Annotated in this window: 19 protein-coding genes and 4 tRNA genes; 13 read left to right on the top strand and 10 right to left on the bottom strand. The window is 68.9% G+C overall.

The annotated features are described in order from the left end of the window. Nucleotides 1–7 precede the first annotated feature (7 nt). The 8 genes from ABD830_RS45180 (at nt 8) to ABD830_RS45145 (ending at nt 8,549) form a co-directional block, all read left to right on the top strand. Nucleotides 8–490: a hypothetical protein gene (locus ABD830_RS45180; RefSeq protein ID WP_345001199.1), complete on the top strand. Its 483-nt coding sequence runs from the start codon at nt 8–10 to the stop codon at nt 488–490. A 274-nt stretch (nt 491–764) separates the two neighbouring features. Further along, nucleotides 765–2,804, top strand: coding sequence for a cellulose binding domain-containing protein (locus ABD830_RS45175; RefSeq protein WP_345001196.1), 2,040 nt, complete (start codon nt 765–767; stop codon nt 2,802–2,804). Between the two features lie 409 nt (nt 2,805–3,213). Then, nucleotides 3,214–4,734 (top strand): ATP-binding protein, encoded by a 1,521-nt coding sequence (locus tag ABD830_RS45170; RefSeq protein WP_345001193.1) that lies wholly within the window; start codon nt 3,214–3,216, stop codon nt 4,732–4,734. 7 nt (nt 4,735–4,741) lie between these two features. After that, a complete protein-coding gene (locus tag ABD830_RS45165) occupies nt 4,742–5,197 on the top strand; it encodes a roadblock/LC7 domain-containing protein (protein WP_345001191.1) in 456 nt (151 codons plus the stop codon). Continuing rightward, nucleotides 5,194–5,544 carry a DUF742 domain-containing protein gene (locus ABD830_RS45160; RefSeq protein WP_345001188.1) on the top strand — a complete coding sequence of 117 codons (351 nt, stop codon included), beginning with the start codon at nt 5,194–5,196 and terminating at the stop codon, nt 5,542–5,544. Before ABD830_RS45165 ends, ABD830_RS45160 begins: the two co-directional genes overlap by 4 nt. Beyond that, complete coding sequence (locus tag ABD830_RS45155; protein WP_345001186.1) at nt 5,525–6,103, top strand: GTP-binding protein; 579 nt, start codon at nt 5,525–5,527, stop codon at nt 6,101–6,103. The genes ABD830_RS45160 and ABD830_RS45155 overlap by 20 nt, the downstream gene beginning before the upstream one ends. Further along, nucleotides 6,100–7,425 (top strand): cytochrome P450 family protein, encoded by a 1,326-nt coding sequence (locus ABD830_RS45150; protein WP_345001184.1) that lies wholly within the window; start codon nt 6,100–6,102, stop codon nt 7,423–7,425. Before ABD830_RS45155 ends, ABD830_RS45150 begins: the two co-directional genes overlap by 4 nt. After that, nucleotides 7,329–8,549 carry a cytochrome P450 family protein gene (locus ABD830_RS45145; protein ID WP_345001182.1) on the top strand — a complete coding sequence of 407 codons (1,221 nt, stop codon included), beginning with the start codon at nt 7,329–7,331 and terminating at the stop codon, nt 8,547–8,549. The genes ABD830_RS45150 and ABD830_RS45145 overlap by 97 nt, the downstream gene beginning before the upstream one ends. Before the next feature lie 48 nt (nt 8,550–8,597). Here ABD830_RS45145 and ABD830_RS45140 read toward each other — a convergent pair whose 3' ends face one another. Continuing rightward, a complete protein-coding gene (locus ABD830_RS45140; RefSeq protein WP_345001180.1) occupies nt 8,598–9,083 on the bottom strand; it encodes an ArsR/SmtB family transcription factor in 486 nt (161 codons plus the stop codon). A gap of 62 nt (nt 9,084–9,145) precedes the next feature. After that, nucleotides 9,146–9,589, bottom strand: a complete 444-nt coding sequence (locus ABD830_RS45135) for a hypothetical protein (RefSeq protein WP_345001178.1) — start codon at nt 9,587–9,589, stop codon at nt 9,146–9,148. A gap of 171 nt (nt 9,590–9,760) precedes the next feature. Between ABD830_RS45135 and ABD830_RS45130 the strand changes: the two genes are divergently transcribed. After that, nucleotides 9,761–10,582 carry an isocitrate lyase/PEP mutase family protein gene (locus tag ABD830_RS45130; protein ID WP_345001175.1) on the top strand — a complete coding sequence of 274 codons (822 nt, stop codon included), beginning with the start codon at nt 9,761–9,763 and terminating at the stop codon, nt 10,580–10,582. On the opposite strand, the gene rox is transcribed toward ABD830_RS45130, so the two are convergent. From rox to ABD830_RS45095, 7 genes are all read right to left on the bottom strand, one after another. After that, nucleotides 10,560–12,026, bottom strand: coding sequence for a rifampin monooxygenase (gene rox, locus ABD830_RS45125; RefSeq protein ID WP_345001173.1), 1,467 nt, complete (start codon nt 12,024–12,026; stop codon nt 10,560–10,562). The genes ABD830_RS45130 and rox overlap by 23 nt on opposite strands. Before the next feature lie 431 nt (nt 12,027–12,457). Further along, nucleotides 12,458–12,892, bottom strand: coding sequence for a nitroreductase/quinone reductase family protein (locus ABD830_RS45120; RefSeq protein WP_345001171.1), 435 nt, complete (start codon nt 12,890–12,892; stop codon nt 12,458–12,460). 376 nt (nt 12,893–13,268) lie between these two features. Further along, nucleotides 13,269–14,063 (bottom strand): barstar family protein, encoded by a 795-nt coding sequence (locus tag ABD830_RS45115; RefSeq protein ID WP_345001169.1) that lies wholly within the window; start codon nt 14,061–14,063, stop codon nt 13,269–13,271. A 114-nt stretch (nt 14,064–14,177) separates the two neighbouring features. Continuing rightward, nucleotides 14,178–14,251 (bottom strand) — tRNA-Phe (locus tag ABD830_RS45110). 5 nt (nt 14,252–14,256) lie between these two features. Continuing rightward, nucleotides 14,257–14,331 (bottom strand) — tRNA-Asp (locus tag ABD830_RS45105). A gap of 92 nt (nt 14,332–14,423) precedes the next feature. After that, nucleotides 14,424–14,496, bottom strand: a tRNA-Glu gene (locus ABD830_RS45100). Further along, a complete protein-coding gene (locus ABD830_RS45095) occupies nt 14,497–16,056 on the bottom strand; it encodes a metallophosphoesterase family protein (RefSeq protein WP_345001167.1) in 1,560 nt (519 codons plus the stop codon). It lies immediately after the preceding tRNA gene. A 33-nt stretch (nt 16,057–16,089) separates the two neighbouring features. Between ABD830_RS45095 and ABD830_RS45090 the strand changes: the two genes are divergently transcribed. Together ABD830_RS45090 and ABD830_RS45085 are read left to right on the top strand one after the other, a co-directional pair. After that, the gene (locus tag ABD830_RS45090) at nt 16,090–16,440 is read left to right on the top strand and encodes a metallopeptidase family protein (RefSeq protein ID WP_378520756.1); all 351 of its coding nucleotides are present in this window, start codon (nt 16,090–16,092) and stop codon (nt 16,438–16,440) included. A gap of 110 nt (nt 16,441–16,550) precedes the next feature. After that, complete coding sequence (locus tag ABD830_RS45085; protein ID WP_345001161.1) at nt 16,551–17,813, top strand: MFS transporter; 1,263 nt, start codon at nt 16,551–16,553, stop codon at nt 17,811–17,813. Here ABD830_RS45085 and ABD830_RS45080 read toward each other — a convergent pair whose 3' ends face one another. Further along, complete coding sequence (locus ABD830_RS45080; protein ID WP_345001159.1) at nt 17,814–18,098, bottom strand: PspC domain-containing protein; 285 nt, start codon at nt 18,096–18,098, stop codon at nt 17,814–17,816. A gap of 91 nt (nt 18,099–18,189) precedes the next feature. On the opposite strand from ABD830_RS45080, the gene ABD830_RS45075 reads away from it, so the two are divergent. Both ABD830_RS45075 and ABD830_RS45070 read left to right on the top strand, forming a co-directional pair. Beyond that, nucleotides 18,190–19,344, top strand: coding sequence for an acyl-CoA dehydrogenase family protein (locus ABD830_RS45075; protein WP_345001157.1), 1,155 nt, complete (start codon nt 18,190–18,192; stop codon nt 19,342–19,344). Nucleotides 19,345–19,393: 49 nt separating this feature from the next. Beyond that, nucleotides 19,394–19,469, top strand: a tRNA-Lys gene (locus ABD830_RS45070). Nucleotides 19,470–19,586: the final 117 nt, after the last annotated feature.

Genomic DNA, 19,586 nt, shown 5'->3' with positions numbered 1-19,586 from the left:
TCCCCGCATGGCCTCGACCTCTACCACTACGACCTCGCCGAAGACGGCCGTCCGCCCCGCCCTGGTGCGCCTCGGCCTCTTGGGGCTGGCCGCGATCGGCATCATGGGCGCCGCTCTCGAGCTCGCCTTCGAACGCCATTGGCAGAGCCCGGTGCAGCTGATCCCGTGGGCGGCCCTGGCGCTGCTCGGGTTCGCGCTCGCGCTGCTCTCCCTGCGTGACTCGCCTCGGACGACCACCGTGGTACGCGCGATCGCGCTGGTCGTCCTGCTCGCGTCCGCGTACGGCGTCTTCATGCACGTGTCCGTCAACCACGCCGCCGGCGCGGCCGATCCCGCCTGGGACAGGCTCTCGCCGCTCACCCAATGGTGGTACGCGCTCACCAAGTCCGTCGGCCAGGCGCCGCCACTCGCGCCCGGCATGCTCGCCCAGAGCGCGCTGCTCCTCACGGTTGCCACCCTGACGTCCCGGCACCAGGCGAACGGCGACTGAACGCCCTTTGCCGAAGTCCGGACCTTTCCCGCATCTTCCACGTCACACCCACACAGACGAAGTGACCTGGTAAGGCTGGTGAGATTCTGGCTGACATCAGGCCTGATATTCATAGCGGCGGCCGCGATGACCACGACCATGTTCGCTGGGGTGATCCGCTTTTGAAAGTTTCACTGTTGGTTGACGGGCTCGGCGGACCCGCCTCATGATCAGCGTGCCTCCTGGTCAGGAGGAGGCGTCGAGTGATCACCGCTGACCATGGCGAGGTACGCCGATGCCCCGAACGTTGTTACGAGCCGCGTCCGCCTTCCTGCTGACGCTGACCGCCTTGACCGCCCCAGCGGCGTACGCCGACGACGTCACCCCCGTAGCGGTGACCGTCAACGCGCGCGCCGCGCTCGCCACCGTCCCGGAGACCGGAATCGGCTCCAACCACGCGATCTGGGACACCAATCTGGGCACTGACGAGACCGCCGACCGGCTCAAGGACGCGGGCGTGAAAATGCTGCGTTATCCGGGCGGCTCCTACTCCGACATCTACCACTGGGCCGACCACACCGCTCCAGGCGGCTACGTGGCCCCCAACACCGACTTCGACACCTTCATGCGCGGCGTACGGCGTACCGGGGCGCAGGCGATGGTGACCGCCAACTACGGCACCGGCACCGCCGACGAGGCCGCGGCCTGGGTACGCCAGGCCAACATCACCAAGGGCTACGGCGTCAAGTACTGGGAGATCGGCAACGAGAACTACGGCAACGGCCACTACGGCTCAGCCTGGGAGGCCGACGACCACGCCGACAAGAGCCCGGCCGAGTACGCCCGCAACGTCGTGGCCTACGCGGACGCCATGAAGGCGGTCGACCCGACCATCAAGATCGGCGCGGTGCTGACGACGGCCGCCAACTGGCCCGACGCCATCGTCGCCGACGGCGACAGCGGCACCTGGAACAAGACCGTCCTGTCGATCGCGGGCCCGAAGATCGACTTCGTGATCGTGCACTGGTATCCGGGCGCCTTGGACAAAACCGGACACGTACCCGACATAGTCCAGCTCACCCGGCAGCAGATCGCGAAATACGTGGGGGCCGGCTCCGACCGGATCGGCATCGCCATGACCGAGTTCAACACCGGGTCCAGCAGCAACGGCTCGACCACCCAGCCCGGCGCGCTGGCCGCCGCCGACTCGTACGCGACGCTGCTGGCGAACGGGGTGTTCACGGTCGACTGGTGGAACGTGCACAACGGCATCGGCGCCGTCACCCAGGTCGAGGGGCACACCGACTACGGCGACTTCGGCCTGCTGTCCAGCGGCGTGTGCACGTCCGACAACAGCGTCTGCGAGCCGGCGCTCAACACGCCCTTCGCGCCGTACTACGCGCTCCAGATGGTGAGCAGGTTCGCCCGCCCGGGTGACCAGTTCGTCCGGGCCGCGACCGACCAGGCGAAGGTCAGCGCGCACGCCGCCCGCCGGCCCAACGGCGACCTGGCGGTCATGCTGATCAACACCTCGTCGGACACGTCGTACCCCGTCGCGATCGACTACTCGGGCTACAGCCCGGCCTCGGGGGCGCCGACCGTACTGACCCACACCAACGGCGCCACCGCCATCACCACCTCGAGCACGGGCAGCGCGACGAGCCAGACGCTCCCGCCGCTCTCCCTGACCACGCTCATCCTGCACCCCGCGACGCCCCAGACCGGCCGTCCGGGCGCGCCGGGGCAGCCCACGGCCTCGCAGGTGACGGAGAAGGCCGCCACCATCTCCTGGCCCGCCGCCTCCCCCGGCTCGCGCCCGATCGTCAAGTACGAGCTCTACCGGCAGAACGGAGCCATCAGCGAGCAGCTCGGCGAGACCACCGGGACCTCGTTCACCGTGAACAACCTCAATCCGGGCACCCGATACACGGTCAACGTGATCGCGCGCGACAGCGGCGGCGGCCTCTCCTGGGCGTCACCGCCGCTGACGTTCACCACGGGCACGCCGGCCTCCAGCTCCTGCTCGGTACGGCTCACCGTCCAGACCGACTGGGCCAGCGGCTACGTCGGCGCCATCGACATCACCAACAACGGCGCCCCGGTCAGCGGCTGGACCCTGAACTTCAGCTGGCCGAGGACGTGGCAGAGCCTGGGCAGCGGCTGGAGCGCCGTCTGGACGCAGAACGGGTCGGACGTCAAGGCCGTCAACGACTCCGGCAACGGCGCCCTCGCCACGGGGGCGTCCACCACGATCGGTTTCGTCGGCAACTACAGCGGGCCGAACGTCCTGCCCGCCGTCTTCACCCTTAACGGGACCGTCTGCACGACCCAGTAACGGCCGCGCCGCCCAGGGATCCGCGCCCCTGGGCGGCCCGTCGGCGTTGTTCACCAGCCGCCAATGCGGACAAATAAGACAAAATCCGCGGCTAAGCGCAACGGCGACCTTACACACGGTTGACTATCGTGACTAAACGGGAATACTGGGTTTCCCGTTTGGCCGTCGTTCCATTGAGACCGAGGATGCCCATGTCGCTTGGCCTCGCCATGCCTCAGGCAGAGCCGCACCAGGCACGCAGCCGTGCCGGCGTCGCGGAAGAGCGTGTGTCACGCCGCCGCGGCCCCCGCCGGTCGCCGTGCGAAACCGGCACGCACCGCTAGCGGGCTCTTCGGCGGTCGACATCTCCCCGCCGGCTCTCCCCGAACCCAGGACTGTCATGCCGCCAGACTTCCTCAGCCTCCCGACAGTGATCGTCGTCGCCGTTCTCGCTCTCGCCCTCGTGGGCGTCCTCATCCTCCACATGCGCGTACGCCGCGACCTCGTCCAGGTCCGTGGCCGGCTCGCTCAGGCCCGTCAGGCGCAGGAGCACCTGACACGCGAGACCAGCGCCAGGAACCAGCGGCTGGTGCAGGCGGAGCGCCAGGCCCAGGAGAGCGCGGAGCTGCTGCGCGAGGCGCGTGCCCAGCACGACCTGGTGCGCGCCGAGAACGAGCACCTGATCTCGAAGCGGATCCCCGCCCTGCTGTCCCACCTGCGCGCCCCGCACGTGATCGTGCCCGGCGTGCAGAACCCGGCGCTCGCCGGCACGGACATCGACAGGCAGCACCGCGCCATCCTGGACGCGCTCACCCGCGGCGTGCGCGAGGAGGGCGAGCGCATCGACGAGGCGGCCCAGGCGGTCATCAGGGGCGCGATGTCCCGCGTGCAGACGCAGGCGCTGCGGGCCCAGGACCTGCTCGCCGGCGTGCAGCAGCGCTACAGCGGCGACGAGCACACGGCGCTGCTGCGCGAGGTGCTGGGGCTCGACATGTACAACGAACTGATCATCCGTCGCGTGCAGGTCACCGGCATCGCCTGCGGCGCCACGCCCGGCCTGTCGCGTGACGACACCTACCTGGTGGACCTGGTGGTGGGCGCCATCTCCCGGGTGGAGAACTTCGAGCAGCGCATCGAGGGCCCGGCCAACCACCTGCGCCGCCGGATCGGGGTGGCCGCCCGCGCCGCGGAGTCGATCCTGTTCGTCACCGCCGAGCTGCTGGCCAACGCCGTCCACCACTCCCACGGCACGCTCAAGGTGACCATCGCCGTGCACGAGACCAACAACGGCGCGGCCATCGTCATCGACGACGCCGGCGTCGGGCTCAACGAGGACCAGTACGCCCGTGCGACCCGTCTGCTGAGCGGCACCCACCCGGTCCACCTGGTCGACCTGGGCAACCCGCCCCACACCGGCTGGGCCGCGATCGGCCGCCAGGTGGCGCACTACGGCATGCAGGTCACGGTCAAGAAGAGCGCCTTCGGCGGCGTCCAGGCCGTGCTGAACATCCCCACCGCCCTGCTGGTGGAGATGCCGGAGGACAGCCGTCCGTCGGTGCTGGCACCCGAGCCGGTGCGCGCCCCCGTACCGACCGCCGTCGCCGCCGTCCCGGCCACCGCCGCCACCGCCGCGACCGTCCGGGCGGAGCCCGTGGCGGCCTCGCGCCCGGAGATCGTCGCCTCTTCCGTACGACCCCAGTCCGCGCCGGCGCCCGAGCGACGGCCGGCGGAGGATCTGGCCCCACTGCCGCAGCGCCGCCGCCAGTCGTCGCGTCCCGCGTCCGGCCCGAGGCCCACCAGTGGAACGAGCGGTTCCGACGCCTCCGGCGCCAGGTTGCTCACCACCCCGGAAGAGGCCCAGAAGCGGTGGGGAGACTTCCAGGTCGGAGCCGAGGCGGGCCGCCGCGAAGTGCTCCCGACCGAGCAGCACGACAACACCGAAGGGAATTGACCGCTCCATGGACACTCACAGCGCTTCCGGCCGCGTGCAGACCAAGGGGCGTCCGTTGTCCCTCGACGTGTCCTGGGTCCTGTCACCCCTGCTGGCACTGCCCGGTGTCGCCCGCGGCGTGGTGCTGAGCCGTGACGGGCTCATCCTCGGCGGTTCGGCCGACGTGACCACGGAGAGCGGCGAGCGCGCCGCCGCCATGACGAGCTCCGTGCTGGGGGCCGCCCGCGCCCTGTGCGACGGCCTGAGCAACGGCGCCGACGGCGAGGTGGTGGACATCGTCATCTCCGCCGGCAGCGGCTACTACTACATCGCCCCGGCCGGCGACCGCGCCGCCATCGTCGTCGCCGCCACCGGGGCGGTCAACGTCGGTTCGCTGGCCTACGAGGTGCAGCTTCAGGTGCAGAAACTGATCAAGGCCTTCGACGAGGCCAGCGCGGCCAGGGTGCCGGGCACACGGACATGACCTCCGGACGGCAGCGGCGGCGCGTCGTCCCGGACTACATGGCCGCCGCGAGGTTGACCGTGCCCGAACACATCAGCGTCGAGCGCACGACGTTGGTCTACATCGCGCCCGACGCCGGCACCAACGGGCTGGACCCTCCGGGGTCGCACCTGCTGGCCCTGCTGCGGGACGGGCCGCTGTCGGTGTACGAGTGCGCCGCGCACCTCGGCCTGCCGTACTGCGTGGTGCGGTTGCTGGTCGCCGGCCTGGTCGGCGGCGGAACGCTGCTGACCCGCGATCCGCCGGCCGCCGACCTGCCCGACATCGAAATCTTGGAGTTGGTACTCAGTGGTCTCCGCGCTCTCTGACAGCCGTATCAGTACCGAGCACATCCCGGTCAAGCTGGTCATCGCCGGGCCGTTCGGCGTGGGCAAGACGACCATCGTGAGCGCGCTCTCGGAGATCAAGCCCCTCAACACCGAGGAGGTGCTCACCCAGGCGGGCACGCTGGTCGACGACCTCACCGGCGTGAACGAGAAGACGACCACGACCACCGCGATCGACTTCGGCCGCCTGACCCTGCCGGGCGTGGTGCTCTACCTGTTCGGGGCGCCGGGGCAGACCCGGTTCCAGGTCCTGTGGAACGAGCTGGTCCGGGGTGCGCTGGGGGTGCTGGTGCTGGCCGACACGCGCCGCATCGACGACAGCTTCGCCGTCCTCGACCTGGTGGAGAACGCCGGCATCCGCTACGCGGTGGCTGTCAACCACTTCCCCGACTCGCCGGAGTACCCGCTGGAGACCGTACGCAAGGCGCTCGACCTCGACCCGCGCACGCCGCTGGTGGTGTGCGACGCCCGCGACCCCGCCTCCGCCCGTGCCTCGCTGATCGCGCTGGTGGAGCACATCAGAGAGCTGGTGCTGTCATGACCCTGCGCTACATGCCCGACGCCGGACGCCTGTACGGGCCCGAGTACGCCAGGGACCCGCAGGCGGTCTACGCGGAGCTGCGCCGGCGGCACGGCGCGGTCGCGCCCGTGGAGATCGCCCCGGGCATCGAGGCCCACCTGGTGATCGGCTACCAGGCTGCCGTGGACGTGCTCACCAACGCCGGCGGCGTCTGGAGCAAGAACCCCAGCACCTGGCAGACGCGGCTCCCCGACACCCCGGAGGCGGCGGGGATGATCGCCATGCTCGGGCACCGGCCCAACGCGCTGTTCTCCGACGGGGCAGAGCACGCCCGCTACCGGAAGGTGATCTCCGACTGCTTCCAGCTGGTCCAGCCGCACAAGCTGCGCCAGATGGTGGGCGAGGTGTCCGACTCGCTCATCAGCCGGTTCGCCGCGAACGGCGAGGCCGACCTCGTCGCCGACTTCGCCCGGCTCATCCCGGCGCGCGTCTTCAACCTGCTCTTCGGGCGGCCCGACTCCGACAGCGCCGGCCTGACCCAGGCCCTCTCGGACATGATGGAGGCGGACGGCGAGACGGGCGCGCGGGGCAGCGACGCCTTCAGCCGCTACATCGGCGAGCTGATCCAGGCCAAGTACGCCGAGCGGGGCGACGACCTGACCTCCTGGTTCATCGACCATCCGGCCGGGCTGCGGACCGACGAGCTGGCGGAGACCATCGTGCTCGTGATGGCCGCCAGCTATGAGCCCACGGCCAACCTGATCTCCAACACGATCTCCCGGATGGTCAGCGACGACCGCTACTACAGCTCACTCACCAACGGCGCGCTCAGCACGTACGACGCCTTGATGGAGGCCCTGCGCGCCGAGCCCGCCATGTCGAACTACGGCCCGTACTTCGTGCGCCAGCCCGTGCACTTCCACGGCACCTGGATCCAGCCGGCCGAGCTGGTCCTCGTCTCCTATGCCGCGGCCAACACCGAGCCGACCAACGTGCCCGAGGAGCTGCGCTCCGACGGCGGCGCGTACCTGGGCTTCGGCGCCGGGCCGCACCGCTGCCCGGCGAGCGACCCGGCCGTGCTCATCGCGATGACCGCGATCGAGCGCCTGACCTCTCACCTGTGCGACCTCGAGCTGACCGTGCCGCGCGACGAACTGCCGTGGCGGCCCGGCCCGTTCCACCGTGCGCTGGCGCACCTGCCGGTGCGCTTCACTCCCATCCGCCCTGATCAGCCAGGAGAATCCCCTTGGGCAGTGCAGCCCCCGTCGTCCTTGATCCCTTCGGAGCCGACCTCCCCGGGGAGGTCCGCCGGTTACGTGACCTCGGCCCCCTGGTCCTCGTAGAGCTCGCGGGAGGCATCCCGGCCTGGGCGGTCACCCGGCACGACCTGCTCAAGCAGCTCATCCTCGATCCGCTGGTGAGCAAGGACAAGCGGCACTGGCGACTGCTGCCCCAGGCGCTCACCGAGCCCGGCTGGACCTGGATCCTGACCTGGATCGGCGTGTCGAACATGCTCAGCGCCTACGGCGAGGAGCACCGGCGGTTGCGCAAGCTGATCGCCCCGAGCTTCACCGCGCGCCGTACCAGGGCGATGCAGCCGGTCGTCGAGGGCATCGTCGCGGAGCTGCTGGACGCCATGGCCACACAGCCGCCCGGCCAGGTCGTCGACCTGCGCAGCGCCTACGCGCACCCGCTGCCGATGCGGGTGATCTGCGAGCTGTTCGGCGTTCCCGAGCGCATGCGGGTGGAGATGGCCCAGATGATGGAGGCCATCATGGACACCACCGCCACGCCGGAGGAGGCGGCGGCCACCGCGGCCCAGATCGGCACCGTGCTGCCCGCCCTGGTCGCCTACAAGCGCGAGCACCCGGGCGACGACCTGACCACCGAGCTGATCAACGTCCGCGACAGCGGCGACTCGCTCAGCGACGACGAGCTGCGCGACACCCTGCTGCTCCTCATCGCGGCCGGGCACGAGACCACCGTCAACCTGATCGGCAACGCCGTGCACGCCCTGCTCACCCATCCGGACCACCTCCGGGGTGTCCTGGCGGGAGAGATCTCCTGGGAGGCGGTGATCGAGGAGACGCTCCGCTGGGCGCCGTCGATCGCCAACCTGCCGCTGCGGTTCGCCATCGAGCCGATCGAGATCGCCGGCGTACGGATCGAGGCGGGCGACGCGATCATCACCAGCTACCTGGCGGCCGGGCGCGACCCCGACCAGCACGGGCCGGACGCCGACCGGTTCGACCCGACCAAGGACCGCGACGAGCACCTGGCCTTCGGCATCGGCGTACACCGCTGCATCGGCGCTCCGCTCGCCCGCCAGGAGGCGCTCACCGCGCTGCCCGCGCTGTTCGCCCGGTTCCCGGACCTGCGGCTGGCCGTGGAGGAGAGCGAGCTGCCGCACGTCCCGTCCTTCATCGCGCACGGCTGGAGCCGCCTGCCGCTCTTGCTGCACCGCTGACCCGCACGCCGCTGTCGGTCCCCGGGCTTGTCGATCAGCTCGTACGCGTCACGTCTGCGCGGTGAGCAGGGCGTCGGCGAGGCCGGTGCGGGCGTACAGCACCGAGCGGCCCGCTCGGTGGGTGCTGGTCAGGCCGGCGGCCCTCAGCGCGGTGAGATGTTGCGACACGCCCGCCGCGCTGAGGCCCGACCGCTGGGCGAGTTCGGTGGTCGAGGCGGGTGAGTCCAGCTCGACCAGGATCAGCGCCCGGGACCGGCCGATCACGGCGGCGAGGGCGTCCACGTGGGCATGTGTACGGCGCTCCCACAACGTGCCGATCCCGCGCGCCGGGTAGGCCAGCTGTGGTGGTTCGGACGCCACGGACCGGGTCAGCACTCGCGGCCAGGCGAAGGCCGACGGCACCAGGAGCAGCCCGGCGCCGGTGTCGATCCTGGTGATGGCGCAGTGCCGCTGCACCAGGTGGAGGCTGCCGTCGGCCCAACGTACCGTGTGGTGCAGCTCGTCGAGCGCCTGGGCCGTGCCTTGCTCGGCCACCTGGCGCCCCCGGTGGAAGATGTCCGCCTCCAGCAGCGAGCTGATCCTGGCCCAGTAGGGCGCTATCGCGAGACCCCAGTAGGCCTCGATCTCCGCGACGATCCGCGGCAGGTAGGTCCGAGGGGCCTGGTGGAGGCCCCGCAGGCGGGGGGGGACAACCGGCCTTCGCGCTCGGCGGCCAGGCGGTCGAGATCCCGCCGTACCTGCTCTGGGCCGGTGGCCTCGATGGCGGCCAGCTCGTCGGCGAGGCCGGGGGACGCGGCCGCCGGTGCCGGGTTGAGAAAGTCGGGGAGATGGCCGACGGGCGGAATCATGTCGGCCAGCCAGCCCCGATCGAGTCCCGCGGCTGCGAGCCGGGGGCGTACCTGGTCGGCCCAGACGCGGTGCGGACCCGGCACCGCGGCGGCGGCCAGCGCTCTGAAGCTGGTGACGACCTCCCACATCGGCGAGACGACGAACCGGGTCTCCGCCAGATCGTGCACCGAAAAGGTCAGCCGTGCCTTCATGCCGCCTCCACCGCCTCCAGGATTCGGTCTCAGCTTAATGAGTGGACGCCTCCTCCCCTGCCCAGCAGGATCCCGGGGACAAGGCGCCCGCGCTGCCGGGCGCCCAGAAGCAGAACAACAACGAAGGCGGCCATGCACATGTCTGTTGACAGCTCCCCCTCCATTGATGCCGTGACCAAGGGGAAGGCCCGGCTGTTCCGCACCCTGAGCGCTGACTCCGTACTGGTGCTGCCCAACGCCTGGGACGCCGCCAGCGCCACGGTGATCGCCGCGGCCGGCGCCACGGCGATCGCCACGACCAGCGGTGGCGTGTCGTGGTCCCTGGGCCGCGGGGACGGGCAAGGGCTCAGCCGGGACGAGATGGCGGAGGCCACGCGGCGCATCGTGGACTCCGTCGACCTGCCGGTGACGGTAGACGTGGAGGGCGGGTACGGGCCGACCCCGGCGGAGGTGGCCGAGACCGTGCGGGCGGTGGTGGAGGCCGGTGCGGTGGGCGTCAATCTGGAGGACTCCACGGCCGTCGGCGGCCCGCTGTTCGAGGTCGCCGAGCAGAACGCCAGGCTGCGGGCCGCCAGGGACGCCGCGGCGGCGGCGGACCTGCCGGAACTGTTCATCAATGCGCGCACCGACGTCTTCCTGTTCGGGATCGGTGCGGCCGATGGCCGGCTGGGCGAGGTGCTGGCGCGTGCGACCGCTTACGCCGAGGCGGGAGCCGACGGCATCTTCGTTCCGGGCCTGCTCGACCTGGACGTGCTGAACGCTCTATGCGCCGAGTCGCCGCTGCCGGTCAACGCGATGGCCGTCGCCGGTGGCCCGAACGTCGCCGAGCTCGCAGCGGCCGGGGTACGCCGGATCAGCCTGGGCACCGGACTGGCCCAGGCCGCTTACACCGCGGCCCGCAGCGCCGCCGCCGAACTGCTCGGCACGGGAGGTCTCACGGCACTTGAGGGCTCACTGGACTTCAGCGAACTCAACGGTCTGTTCCGTCATTGATCGAGAGCAGGCGGGGGCCCGTAAGCGCGGCGCCGAACCACCGGGGCAGCTGGTCGAGCAGATCCTGCTGATCGTCACCGACCCACGCCACGTGGCCGTCAGGCCGCAGCAGCACGGCAGGCGCGTCCAGTTCCTCGCTGACGTCGACGACGTGGTCGACCCGGTCCGCCCATCCCGCGACCGAGAGCCGGCCGGTCTGGTCGAGCAGGAGCCCGCGGCCGCCGTGCATCCGCTCGTAGAGGCTCCCGCGCTTCAGCTCAACGTCCCGCATCCGCCGTCCGAGCAGGTCATGCCCCTCGCCGAAGTCGTAGCGGACGCCGATCGCGACGACCTTCTCGATCAGGTACCGGTTCACCTCGTCGAAGTTCATCAGCTCCGACAGCAGCCGGCGGACAGCCTGGGGGCCCGGCTCGGTGGACATCAGCACCATCTGCGCGCGGGTGTTGTCCAGCACGTCGGCGGCCACCGGGTGCCGTTCGATCTGGTAGCTGTCCAGCAGCCCCTCCGGAGCCCAGCCGCCGACCTCGGCGGCCAGCTTCCAGCCGAGATTGAACGCGTCCTGGATCCCGAGGTTGAGTCCCTGCCCGCCCATCGGCGGGTGGATGTGCGCCGCGTCACCGGCCAGCAGCACCCGGCCGACCCGGTAACGCTCGGCCTGCCGCGTGGCATCGCCGAACCGGGACAGCCAGCGCGGCGAGTGCGCACCGAAGTCGGTACCCCCGATCAGCCGCAGCTGCTGCTTGAACTCCTCCAGGGTCGGCGGGACCGTGCGATCCTCGGCCACCGCCGCGGCGGGCACGACGACGCGGTACGCCCCGTTCCCGAGGCGCCCGGCGCCGTACCTCAGCTCGGTCTTGCGGACCTCCGCGACGATGGCGGCGACCGTCGCCGGATCCTCGGTCAGCTCCATCTCGCCCAGCAGCGTGTCGACTCTGGAGGGCTCGCCGGGGAAGGCGACGCCGAGCAGCTTGCGCACCGTGCTGCGGCCTCCGTCACAGCCGACGAGGTAGCGGGAGCGCAGCCGCGTGCCGTCGGCCAGGTCGGCGGTCACCCCTTGGTCGTCCTGGCTCAGCCCGACCAGTTCGCAGCCGCGCCGGATCTCGGCGCCGAGCTCGGCGGCGCGCTCGGCCAGCAGGCGCTCGGTGATGGTCTGCGGGATGCCGAGGACATAGCCGTGCGCGGTGTCCAGCCCGTTGGGAGAGGGCTTGGTGATAGCGGCGAAGAAGCCGCCGAGCGGGTGCTGCCGGCCGTGCGCGAGGAACCGCTCCAGCAGACCGCGCTGGGCCATCACCTCAATGCTGCGCACGTGCAGGCCGAGCGCGCGAACGTACTTGGCCGGCTCCGCTTCCTTCTCGAGTACGACCACGTGCACATCGTGCAGCCGCAGCTCGCTCGCCAGCATCAAGCCGGTCGGCCCGCCCCCGACAATGATCACGTCAACCATGAACCGCCCATTCACTGAGGTTCCATTTTGGCCGGCTGCTCCCCTGCGCTCCGGCGGCGCGTACCCGCGAGCACACGTACGTCGCGATCCCCGATTTCCGCAGGTTCCGGCCCCGGCCGTAGATTCTGCGGCACGACCCGGGCCTTGCCGCAAGCCCCCCAGCGCGCTATAGATTGAAAATGGAGGGGACGAGACGAAACCCCACTTCCGGCGTCAGCTCCCTCATCTTCCAGCCGTCAGGAAGTGCGACATCGCGCACCTGCGCCGGCCAGGTGAGACTGCTTTCCTGACCCCGCCGAGCACACGGGTACGCGCAAGATCAAGCTGTTGCTTCAAGGTGCGAAGGCCCGACGGAGCAGGGCCGTGGCAGCGCTTCACCGCCAAGACCGGCCTGGACTTCCACCCGCCCTGACCTCAGCCATCAAGTCTCTCTAGTTGATCCGGAAGACGGGAAAGCCTGGAGCGATCGCCTGCACCTGTTCCTCGGACGCGCTCGCGTCGACTCCCTCGAAGAACCTTCCGACCTCCCAGCCCCAGCGCTTCAGGTACGCCCGGAGAATGGCCGGCTTCTCGTCGTCGGACAGTTCGGTGGCGGTGAACGTTTCGATGCGGCGGCCCACGCGCAGCTCGCCGTTTCCAGCGACACGCAGGTTGCGTACCCACTGGGTGATGCCTCGGGGTGCGACCAGGTAGCGGGAGCCGTTCAGGGTCAGCATGTTCACCGGCGTGGTGCGCCATTCGCCGCTGGACCGGCCGCGGACGTACAGGATCCGGGAGCCCCAGAGGCTGATCCCGAGCCGGGTCAGCCCTGCAACCGTACGGTTGAACAGGTGATCCATGCGGGTCGGTTCGATGTAGCGGGCCATCGCCAGCTCCTCAACAGACGGTTCCGAGAGCACTGCTCTCGCTTGAGAACAAGCATGCTTGGAGATCCGCCCACAGTCAAGAGCAGTGCTCTCTTATTTGTTCACCGATCTCACTGCGAAACGGGCGTCGGTCTGAACAACAGGCATAGCGGGCCGCCGTACTGGCTGCTGCACAGCGGATCTCAGCACTCGGACTCGGTGGTGAGGGCCGGCGAAGTCGGTCCGCGGCAGTTCGCCCCGGCCGCATACGGCGGGCGCCGAAGCCAGCGATCGTCGCCGTGCACTGAGCATGGGACACCCTGGACCCGGACCTACCTCTACATCGATCAAATATCGAAGAGGGCTAGGTCGAACTGTTGATGCACGAAGCCGATAATCACCTCAACACGACATCCACATCATGCTCGGCGAAGATCGTCTGGATGACCTCGAAAAAGGGCGGAGCGTCATCCGCCCCTTCCAAGGTCCTCGTCAGGGACTGCCGCGCAACCTGGGACTCGCTCCACATCAGGGTGAACGGCGCCCTGGCTCCGAAGCGACCCCGCAGACAGTCGTCCAGCGCGGCGAGATTCCAACCGAAATAGCCACCAGGCCCGTTGATGGCCTCTCCGATCGCAACGTAGAAGGCGGCCTCATCGGTGACGTGGGTTCCATCGAGGTGGTACACGCTTCCTGGCAGACGATCGGGTCCTCCGCCCTTCTGAAACTTGCTACGGCCGACGATGGTCAGCCATTCCCGCCTGCCCTCCGACCCGTACACCGCCCACTGGTTGGGCTGATCAGGCCGAGCCGAACGCCAGCGCTCCCAGACGTCCCGTGCGCCGGCCGACGGACTGTCGAATCCCCACAGCGCGACGATGTCCACCCGCTCAGGATCGAGTCGCGAGGATCGCCAATCGATGATCTCGCCCATCCAGAAGTCCACGAGCGGCTCCCCTGCCACGTCGAGCATCTGGAGCCACAGCGAGTCCAGCGGATTCCTCTGGCGATAGCGCTTGGATCCCTCAAGGTAGTCACGTAAGCGCTGAGCAAGAAGGCATCCCAGGATTTCTACCGTGAGACCCTCGTCGCTCTCCGTCGGCTCGACGAAAACGCCCTCGGCATCGAGGCATGCCCCGAGAACCTGATCATCATCATCGACCAGGAGGAACTTCGGCTGGACGGAATCCATGCACTCATCCTCACCGGCGATCAATGCCGTTGCTGACACTGTTACCGTCAGGGAGATAATAAAAAAAGCCCCGAACGAGGCTGTGTTCGAGGCTTTCTTGCTGTTCAAAAAAGGTGGTCAGGGGCAGGGTCGAACTGCCGACCTTCCGCTTTTCAGGCGGACGCTCGTACCAACTGAGCTACCTGACCCAGAGCGGTCCTGACGGGACTTGAACCCGCGACCTCCACCTTGACAGGGTGGCGAGCACTCCAAACTGCTCTACAGGACCTTGCGTTTCTTGCTGTTTGCGCTCGCTTAGCTTACCAGGTCTTCGGTGGTCTTCGACCAGCCGTTTTCTTCCGGTGCGCCAAGTGCTCGCAGTGCCCCCAACGGGATTCGAACCCGTGCCGCCGCCTTGAAAGGGCGGTGTCCTAGGCCGCTAGACGATGGGGGCTCAGGATTCCCTGTCGCCTTCCGTCGGAGACCTCTGAAGCATAGGGGACGATTGCCCTTGATGCCAAAGCGGCGAACCGTTGGTCGGCGTCTGCGTGCCAGTGATCGATCCCGTTGGCGACGGGGCGATCGTTGGCTCCGGGGAAATCATACGTTGTGGGTCGGGCTCCACGTGACGCTGGATGTACACCGACTGCTCCCCCAGACCGCCCAGCGTGATGTCGTCCCATGCCTGCATGCGCTTGGTCTCCCTGTCGAAGTAGAGGACCGACGCCTGCACGGGCGTGGGCTGGGGGTGTTCGAGCGCGCGCAGGCCGGCGCCGCCGGTCGAGCCCTGGACGAGCATGCGGGTGCCCGAAGGGAGCAGGTTCGTCCTGCGGTCGTGGGTGTGGCCGGCGAGGATCATGGGCGCCGCGCCGGAGAAGCCCATGCCGACGTCCGGGTCGTGTACGGCGATCAGGTCCGGCCGGCCGACCTCGGGGAGGTGGGAGCGGGCGAACTGGGCGAGTGCGGCAGGGTCTGAGGGAACTGCTACGGATTTGTCCGGGGTGAAGCGAGGGTCCCCCAGGCCGTAGATCTTCAGGCCCGCCACCGTCTCGGTCTTGTTGTCGAGGACCACGGAGTTCTTCTGCTTCTCGACCGCTTTCTGGGTGATCATCGAGTCATGGTTGCCGCGTACGTACACGTACGGGACCCCCAGGCGGCCGATCTCGTCGACGAACTTGTTCTCGGCCTTGGTGCCGTGGTCGGAAATGTCGCCCGTGTCGACGATCATGTCCACGCCGAACTGGTCCTTGAGGGAGCGGACGACGTTCCAGGCGATGGGATTTATGTGGATATCGGAGATATGGAGGACTCGGATGGTCTTGGGGTTGGTGTCGTACAGCGGCAGAGTTGAAACCGTGTCGTAGAGCTTCGAGACGTTCGTGACGAGCTTGGTGAGCTGCGACCTGTACGACTCGAAGCGGGACACGATCGACTCGGCGCTGCCCACCAGTGACGGCGCGGCGGCGATGAGCCCCGAGTAGCGGGGCTCGACGAGCGAGTTGGGGCGGAACGTGAGCGCGGCGAGAGCTCCCGTGCCCGCCAGGCCCACGGCGGCTGCCAGGAGGCCCAGGAAGGCCACACGGGGGCGTCTGAAGACCATCAGGACCGCGATCAGGGCCCCCGCCCCCGCGCACAGCAGCGAGCGGATCACGAGCGCGCGCACGCCGTCCAGGAGGTCGCTCTCGATGAGGCCTGGCAGGCGGTCGGCCAGACGCGGATCCTCTATGAGGGCCTTGGCACGGTCCTGGTCGATGTTCTCGAGCGTGATGCGCAGCCGCAGCGGCGCGTCGTGCGTGTGGAACGTGAGCGTGCCGAGCGGGCTGGCGTCCACCACCGTCTCGCCGTTCCAGGCCGGGCGGAGCGACATTCCGGTCTCCACGGGACCGACCTGGGCACGTACGGTGCCGCTGAGAAAGATGCCCAGCCAGGCACCCACGGCGGCGACGAGGAGGACCGCCGCCGCCTTCGCCGTTCTGGAGTTGATGACTGCCTTTGATCTGTGAACGAACTTCATACGCTTTCTTGCTTACCCGGGCGGCGAGGCAGAATGGCAAGCGTGATCGAGGTTTCGCGGGAGAGATTCGAAGAGCTCGTGTCCGAGGCATTGGACACGATTCCCCCTGACCTCACCCGTGCTATGAGCAATGTCGTCGTGACGGTCGTCGATGACCCGCCGGAGCCCCACCTGCTCGGCCTGTACACCGGTGTCCCCCTCACCGAACGCGGCGACTGGTACTCAGCAGTCCTGCCCGACCGCATCGAGATCTACCGCAATCCGATATGCCAGATCTGCGATACCGAGGACGCCGTCGTCCGCGAAGTGCGCATCACGGTCGTGCACGAGGTCGGGCATCACTTCGGCATCGACGATGCCAGGCTTCATGAGCTGGGTTGGTAACCCTTTGCTTTTGGTTCGCTGCTTTGGGTTGCGGCTTGCCATAATGATCGGGCACCTTAGGTAACACACCGAGCACCGTAAGTCAGGCACAGCGGAGTCCAATGGGGGCCATGCGGGCACGACGGCCGCAGGGACGGCATCGCCGTGCCGAGGACCAGGCCACATACCGAGAAGTCATCGCCATCAGGGAGTTCAGGGCGCTCTGGTACGGCCAGGGCCTTTCGCTCATCGGCGACCAGCTCGCCCAGGTGGCACTCGCCGTACTCGTCTACGATCGCACGCGCTCGCCGCTCGCCACGGCCGCCGTGTACGCGCTGACGTACCTGCCGTCGATCGTCGGCGGGCCGCTGCTGGCCGGCCTGGCGGACCGGTTCGCGCGCCGGGGTGTCATGCTCACCTGCGACCTGATCAGGGCCGTGCTGGTGGGCGCGATGGCGGTGCCCGGCATGCCGTTCTGGGCGCTGTGCGCGCTGGTGTTCCTGGTGGTGCTGCTCAGCGCGCCGTTCTCGGCCGCGCGGGCCGCACTGCTGCCCGAAGTGCTCGAAGGCGACCGGTACGTCATCGGCTCGGCCCTCCAGAACATGACGAACCAGGCCGTACAGATGCTCGGTTTCGCCGCAGGCGGAGCCGCCATCGCCACCATGGGCCCCTACCGGGCGCTCGCTCTGGACGCCGCGACGTTCCTCGGCTCCGCGTTGATCCTGATCTCAGGGGTACGACGCCGCCCCGCCGCCAACCGCGACAGCACGAAACCGTCCATGTGGAGCATGACCATGGCCGGAGCCCGGCTGGTGTTCGGGTCGCGGCAGTTGCGGACGCTCATCCTGTTCGCGTGGCTGTGCGGCTTCTACATCCTGCCTGAGGGCATCGCCGTGCCGTACGCGGCCAAGCTCGCCACGGGCACGCTGCCGGTTCCCGTGATCACTGGGCTGCTGATGGCGGCGATGCCGACCGGGACGGTGGTTGGGGCGTTCCTTTTCAGCAGGTTCGTGGGGCCTGAGCGGCGGATGCGGCTCATGGGGTGGATGGCCATGCTGAGCTGCGCGCCCCTGGCCGTGACGGCGCTCCGGCCGCCGCTCGCCGTGGTGCTCGCCGCATGGGTTCTGTCGGGGATCGGAGGGGCGTACCAGCTCGCGGCCAATGCCGCCTTCGTCCAGCATGTTCCGGCCGAACGTCGCGCCCAGGCGTTCGGCCTCGCGCAGTCGGGGCTGATGGCCGTACAGGGGATCGGGATCTTGATCGGTGGATTCGCGGCGGAGAGACTCGGTCCGGAGCCGGTGGTCGCGGTGGCCGGGGTGGCCGGGGTCATCTGCGCGGCCGTGCTCGCCCTCATCTGGACCGAGTCCCGGGAACGTGTGCCCGCCGCGGCCTGATCACGGCATCGGCTTCTGCTCGCCGCTCCAGTCCGTTCTGCTGCGGTCCTGCTGCTTGTTGATCAGGTCCTGTACGATGGAGGTGTCGCTGTACTCGTCGGGCATGAGGAGCCAGCCGATCGCGTACACGCCGACGCCCAGACCGCCGAAGATCGTCACGATCGCCAGCGCGATGCGCACCAGGTTGGCGTCGACCCCGAAGTACTCACCGATGCCGGAGCAGACGCCCGCGATGATCCTGCCCTTGTGAGTCCGACGCAGCTTCTTGACGTTGTATTCGCTCATGCCTCAAGACTGCCCGTGCAGCCGGTGTTCGCACATCAGGATTCCCCCTGGTAGAACCCTGGTAGCCCCCTATGCGAGGAAGGGACCCGCGATGAACGATCTGCTTCGCCTGGACGACCGGCTCAACGCTGACCAGCGGCTGATCCGCGACACGGTCAAGTCGTTCGTCTCCGACCGCATCCTGCCTAACGTGGGCGACTGGTTCGAGAACGCGGTCTTCCCGGCGCGCGAGCTCGCGCCCGAGCTCGGCTCGCTCGGCCTGCTGGGGATGCACCTGGAGGGGTACGGCTGCGCGGGCACGGACGCGGTGTCGTACGGGGTGGCCTGCCGCGAGCTGGAGGCCGGCGACTCGGGCCTGCGCTCCTTCGTATCCGTCCAGGGTTCGCTGGCCATGTTCCCCATCTGGCGATATGGCTCTGATGAGCAGAAGGACGAGTGGCTCCCCCGGATGGCCGCCGGGACGGCGATCGGCTGCTTCGGCCTGACGGAGCCGGACCACGGCTCGGACCCGGCCAACATGCGTACTTATGCCAAGAAAGACGGATCCGACTGGATCCTGAACGGCTCCAAGATGTGGATCACCAACGGCTCCATCGCCGACGTGGCGGTGGTGTGGGCGCAGACCGACGAGGGCATCCGCGGCTTCGTCGTACCGACCTCCACTCCCGGCTTCTCCGCCCCTGAGATCCACAAGAAGCTGTCCCTTAGGGCCTCGGTCACCTCGTCCCTCTACTTCGACGACGTCCGCCTGCCCGCCTCCGCCGCCCTCCCCGACGTCACCGGCCTCCGCGGCCCGCTCTCCTGCCTTTCGGAGGCCCGCTTCGGCATCGTCTGGGGCGTCGTGGGCGCCGCCCGCTCCTGCCTGGAGGCGGCGGTGGACTACGCGAAGACGCGCGTCCAGTTCGACAAGCCGATCGGGGCGTTCCAGCTGACCCAGGAGAAGCTCGCCTGGATGTACGTCGGCCTCGCCCAGGCGGGGCTCACCGCGCTCCACCTGGGCTCGCTGAAGGACACGGGGCAGCTGGAGCCCCGGCAGATCAGCTTCGGCAAGCTGGCCAACGTACGCGCCGCCCTCGACATCGCCCGCCAGGCCCGCTCCATCCTGGGCGGGAACGGGATCACGCTGGAGTACCCTGTGATCAGGCACATGAACAACTTGGAGTCTGTGCTGACGTACGAGGGCACTCAGGAGATTCATACGCTGGTGCTTGGGGAGGCGCTGACGGGTCTGGCCGCTTACCGGTGATATAGGCGTCGCGGGCAGGGCGGTAATCTCTGTACTCTTGCTGGTGCGAGGGGCGTTAGCTCAATTGGCAGAGCTGCGGACTTTTAATCCGTAGGTTCCGGGTTCGAGCCCCGGGCGCCCTACCACTCCACATCCCATTCGATCTGGGGGTTTCTCGGTTTTCGGAGGCCTGCGGCAAGGCGGGAAAACGGCGTTGGTTGCTCGCCGGTTGCTCTTCGACACGCGTCCGGCACATGAACGGG

The organism is Nonomuraea helvata (genome assembly GCF_039535785.1).
GTDB lineage: Bacteria > Actinomycetota > Actinomycetes > Streptosporangiales > Streptosporangiaceae > Nonomuraea > Nonomuraea helvata.
Note: the sequence above shows the minus strand (reverse complement) of the source record. Positions and strands in the feature narration are given on the sequence as shown.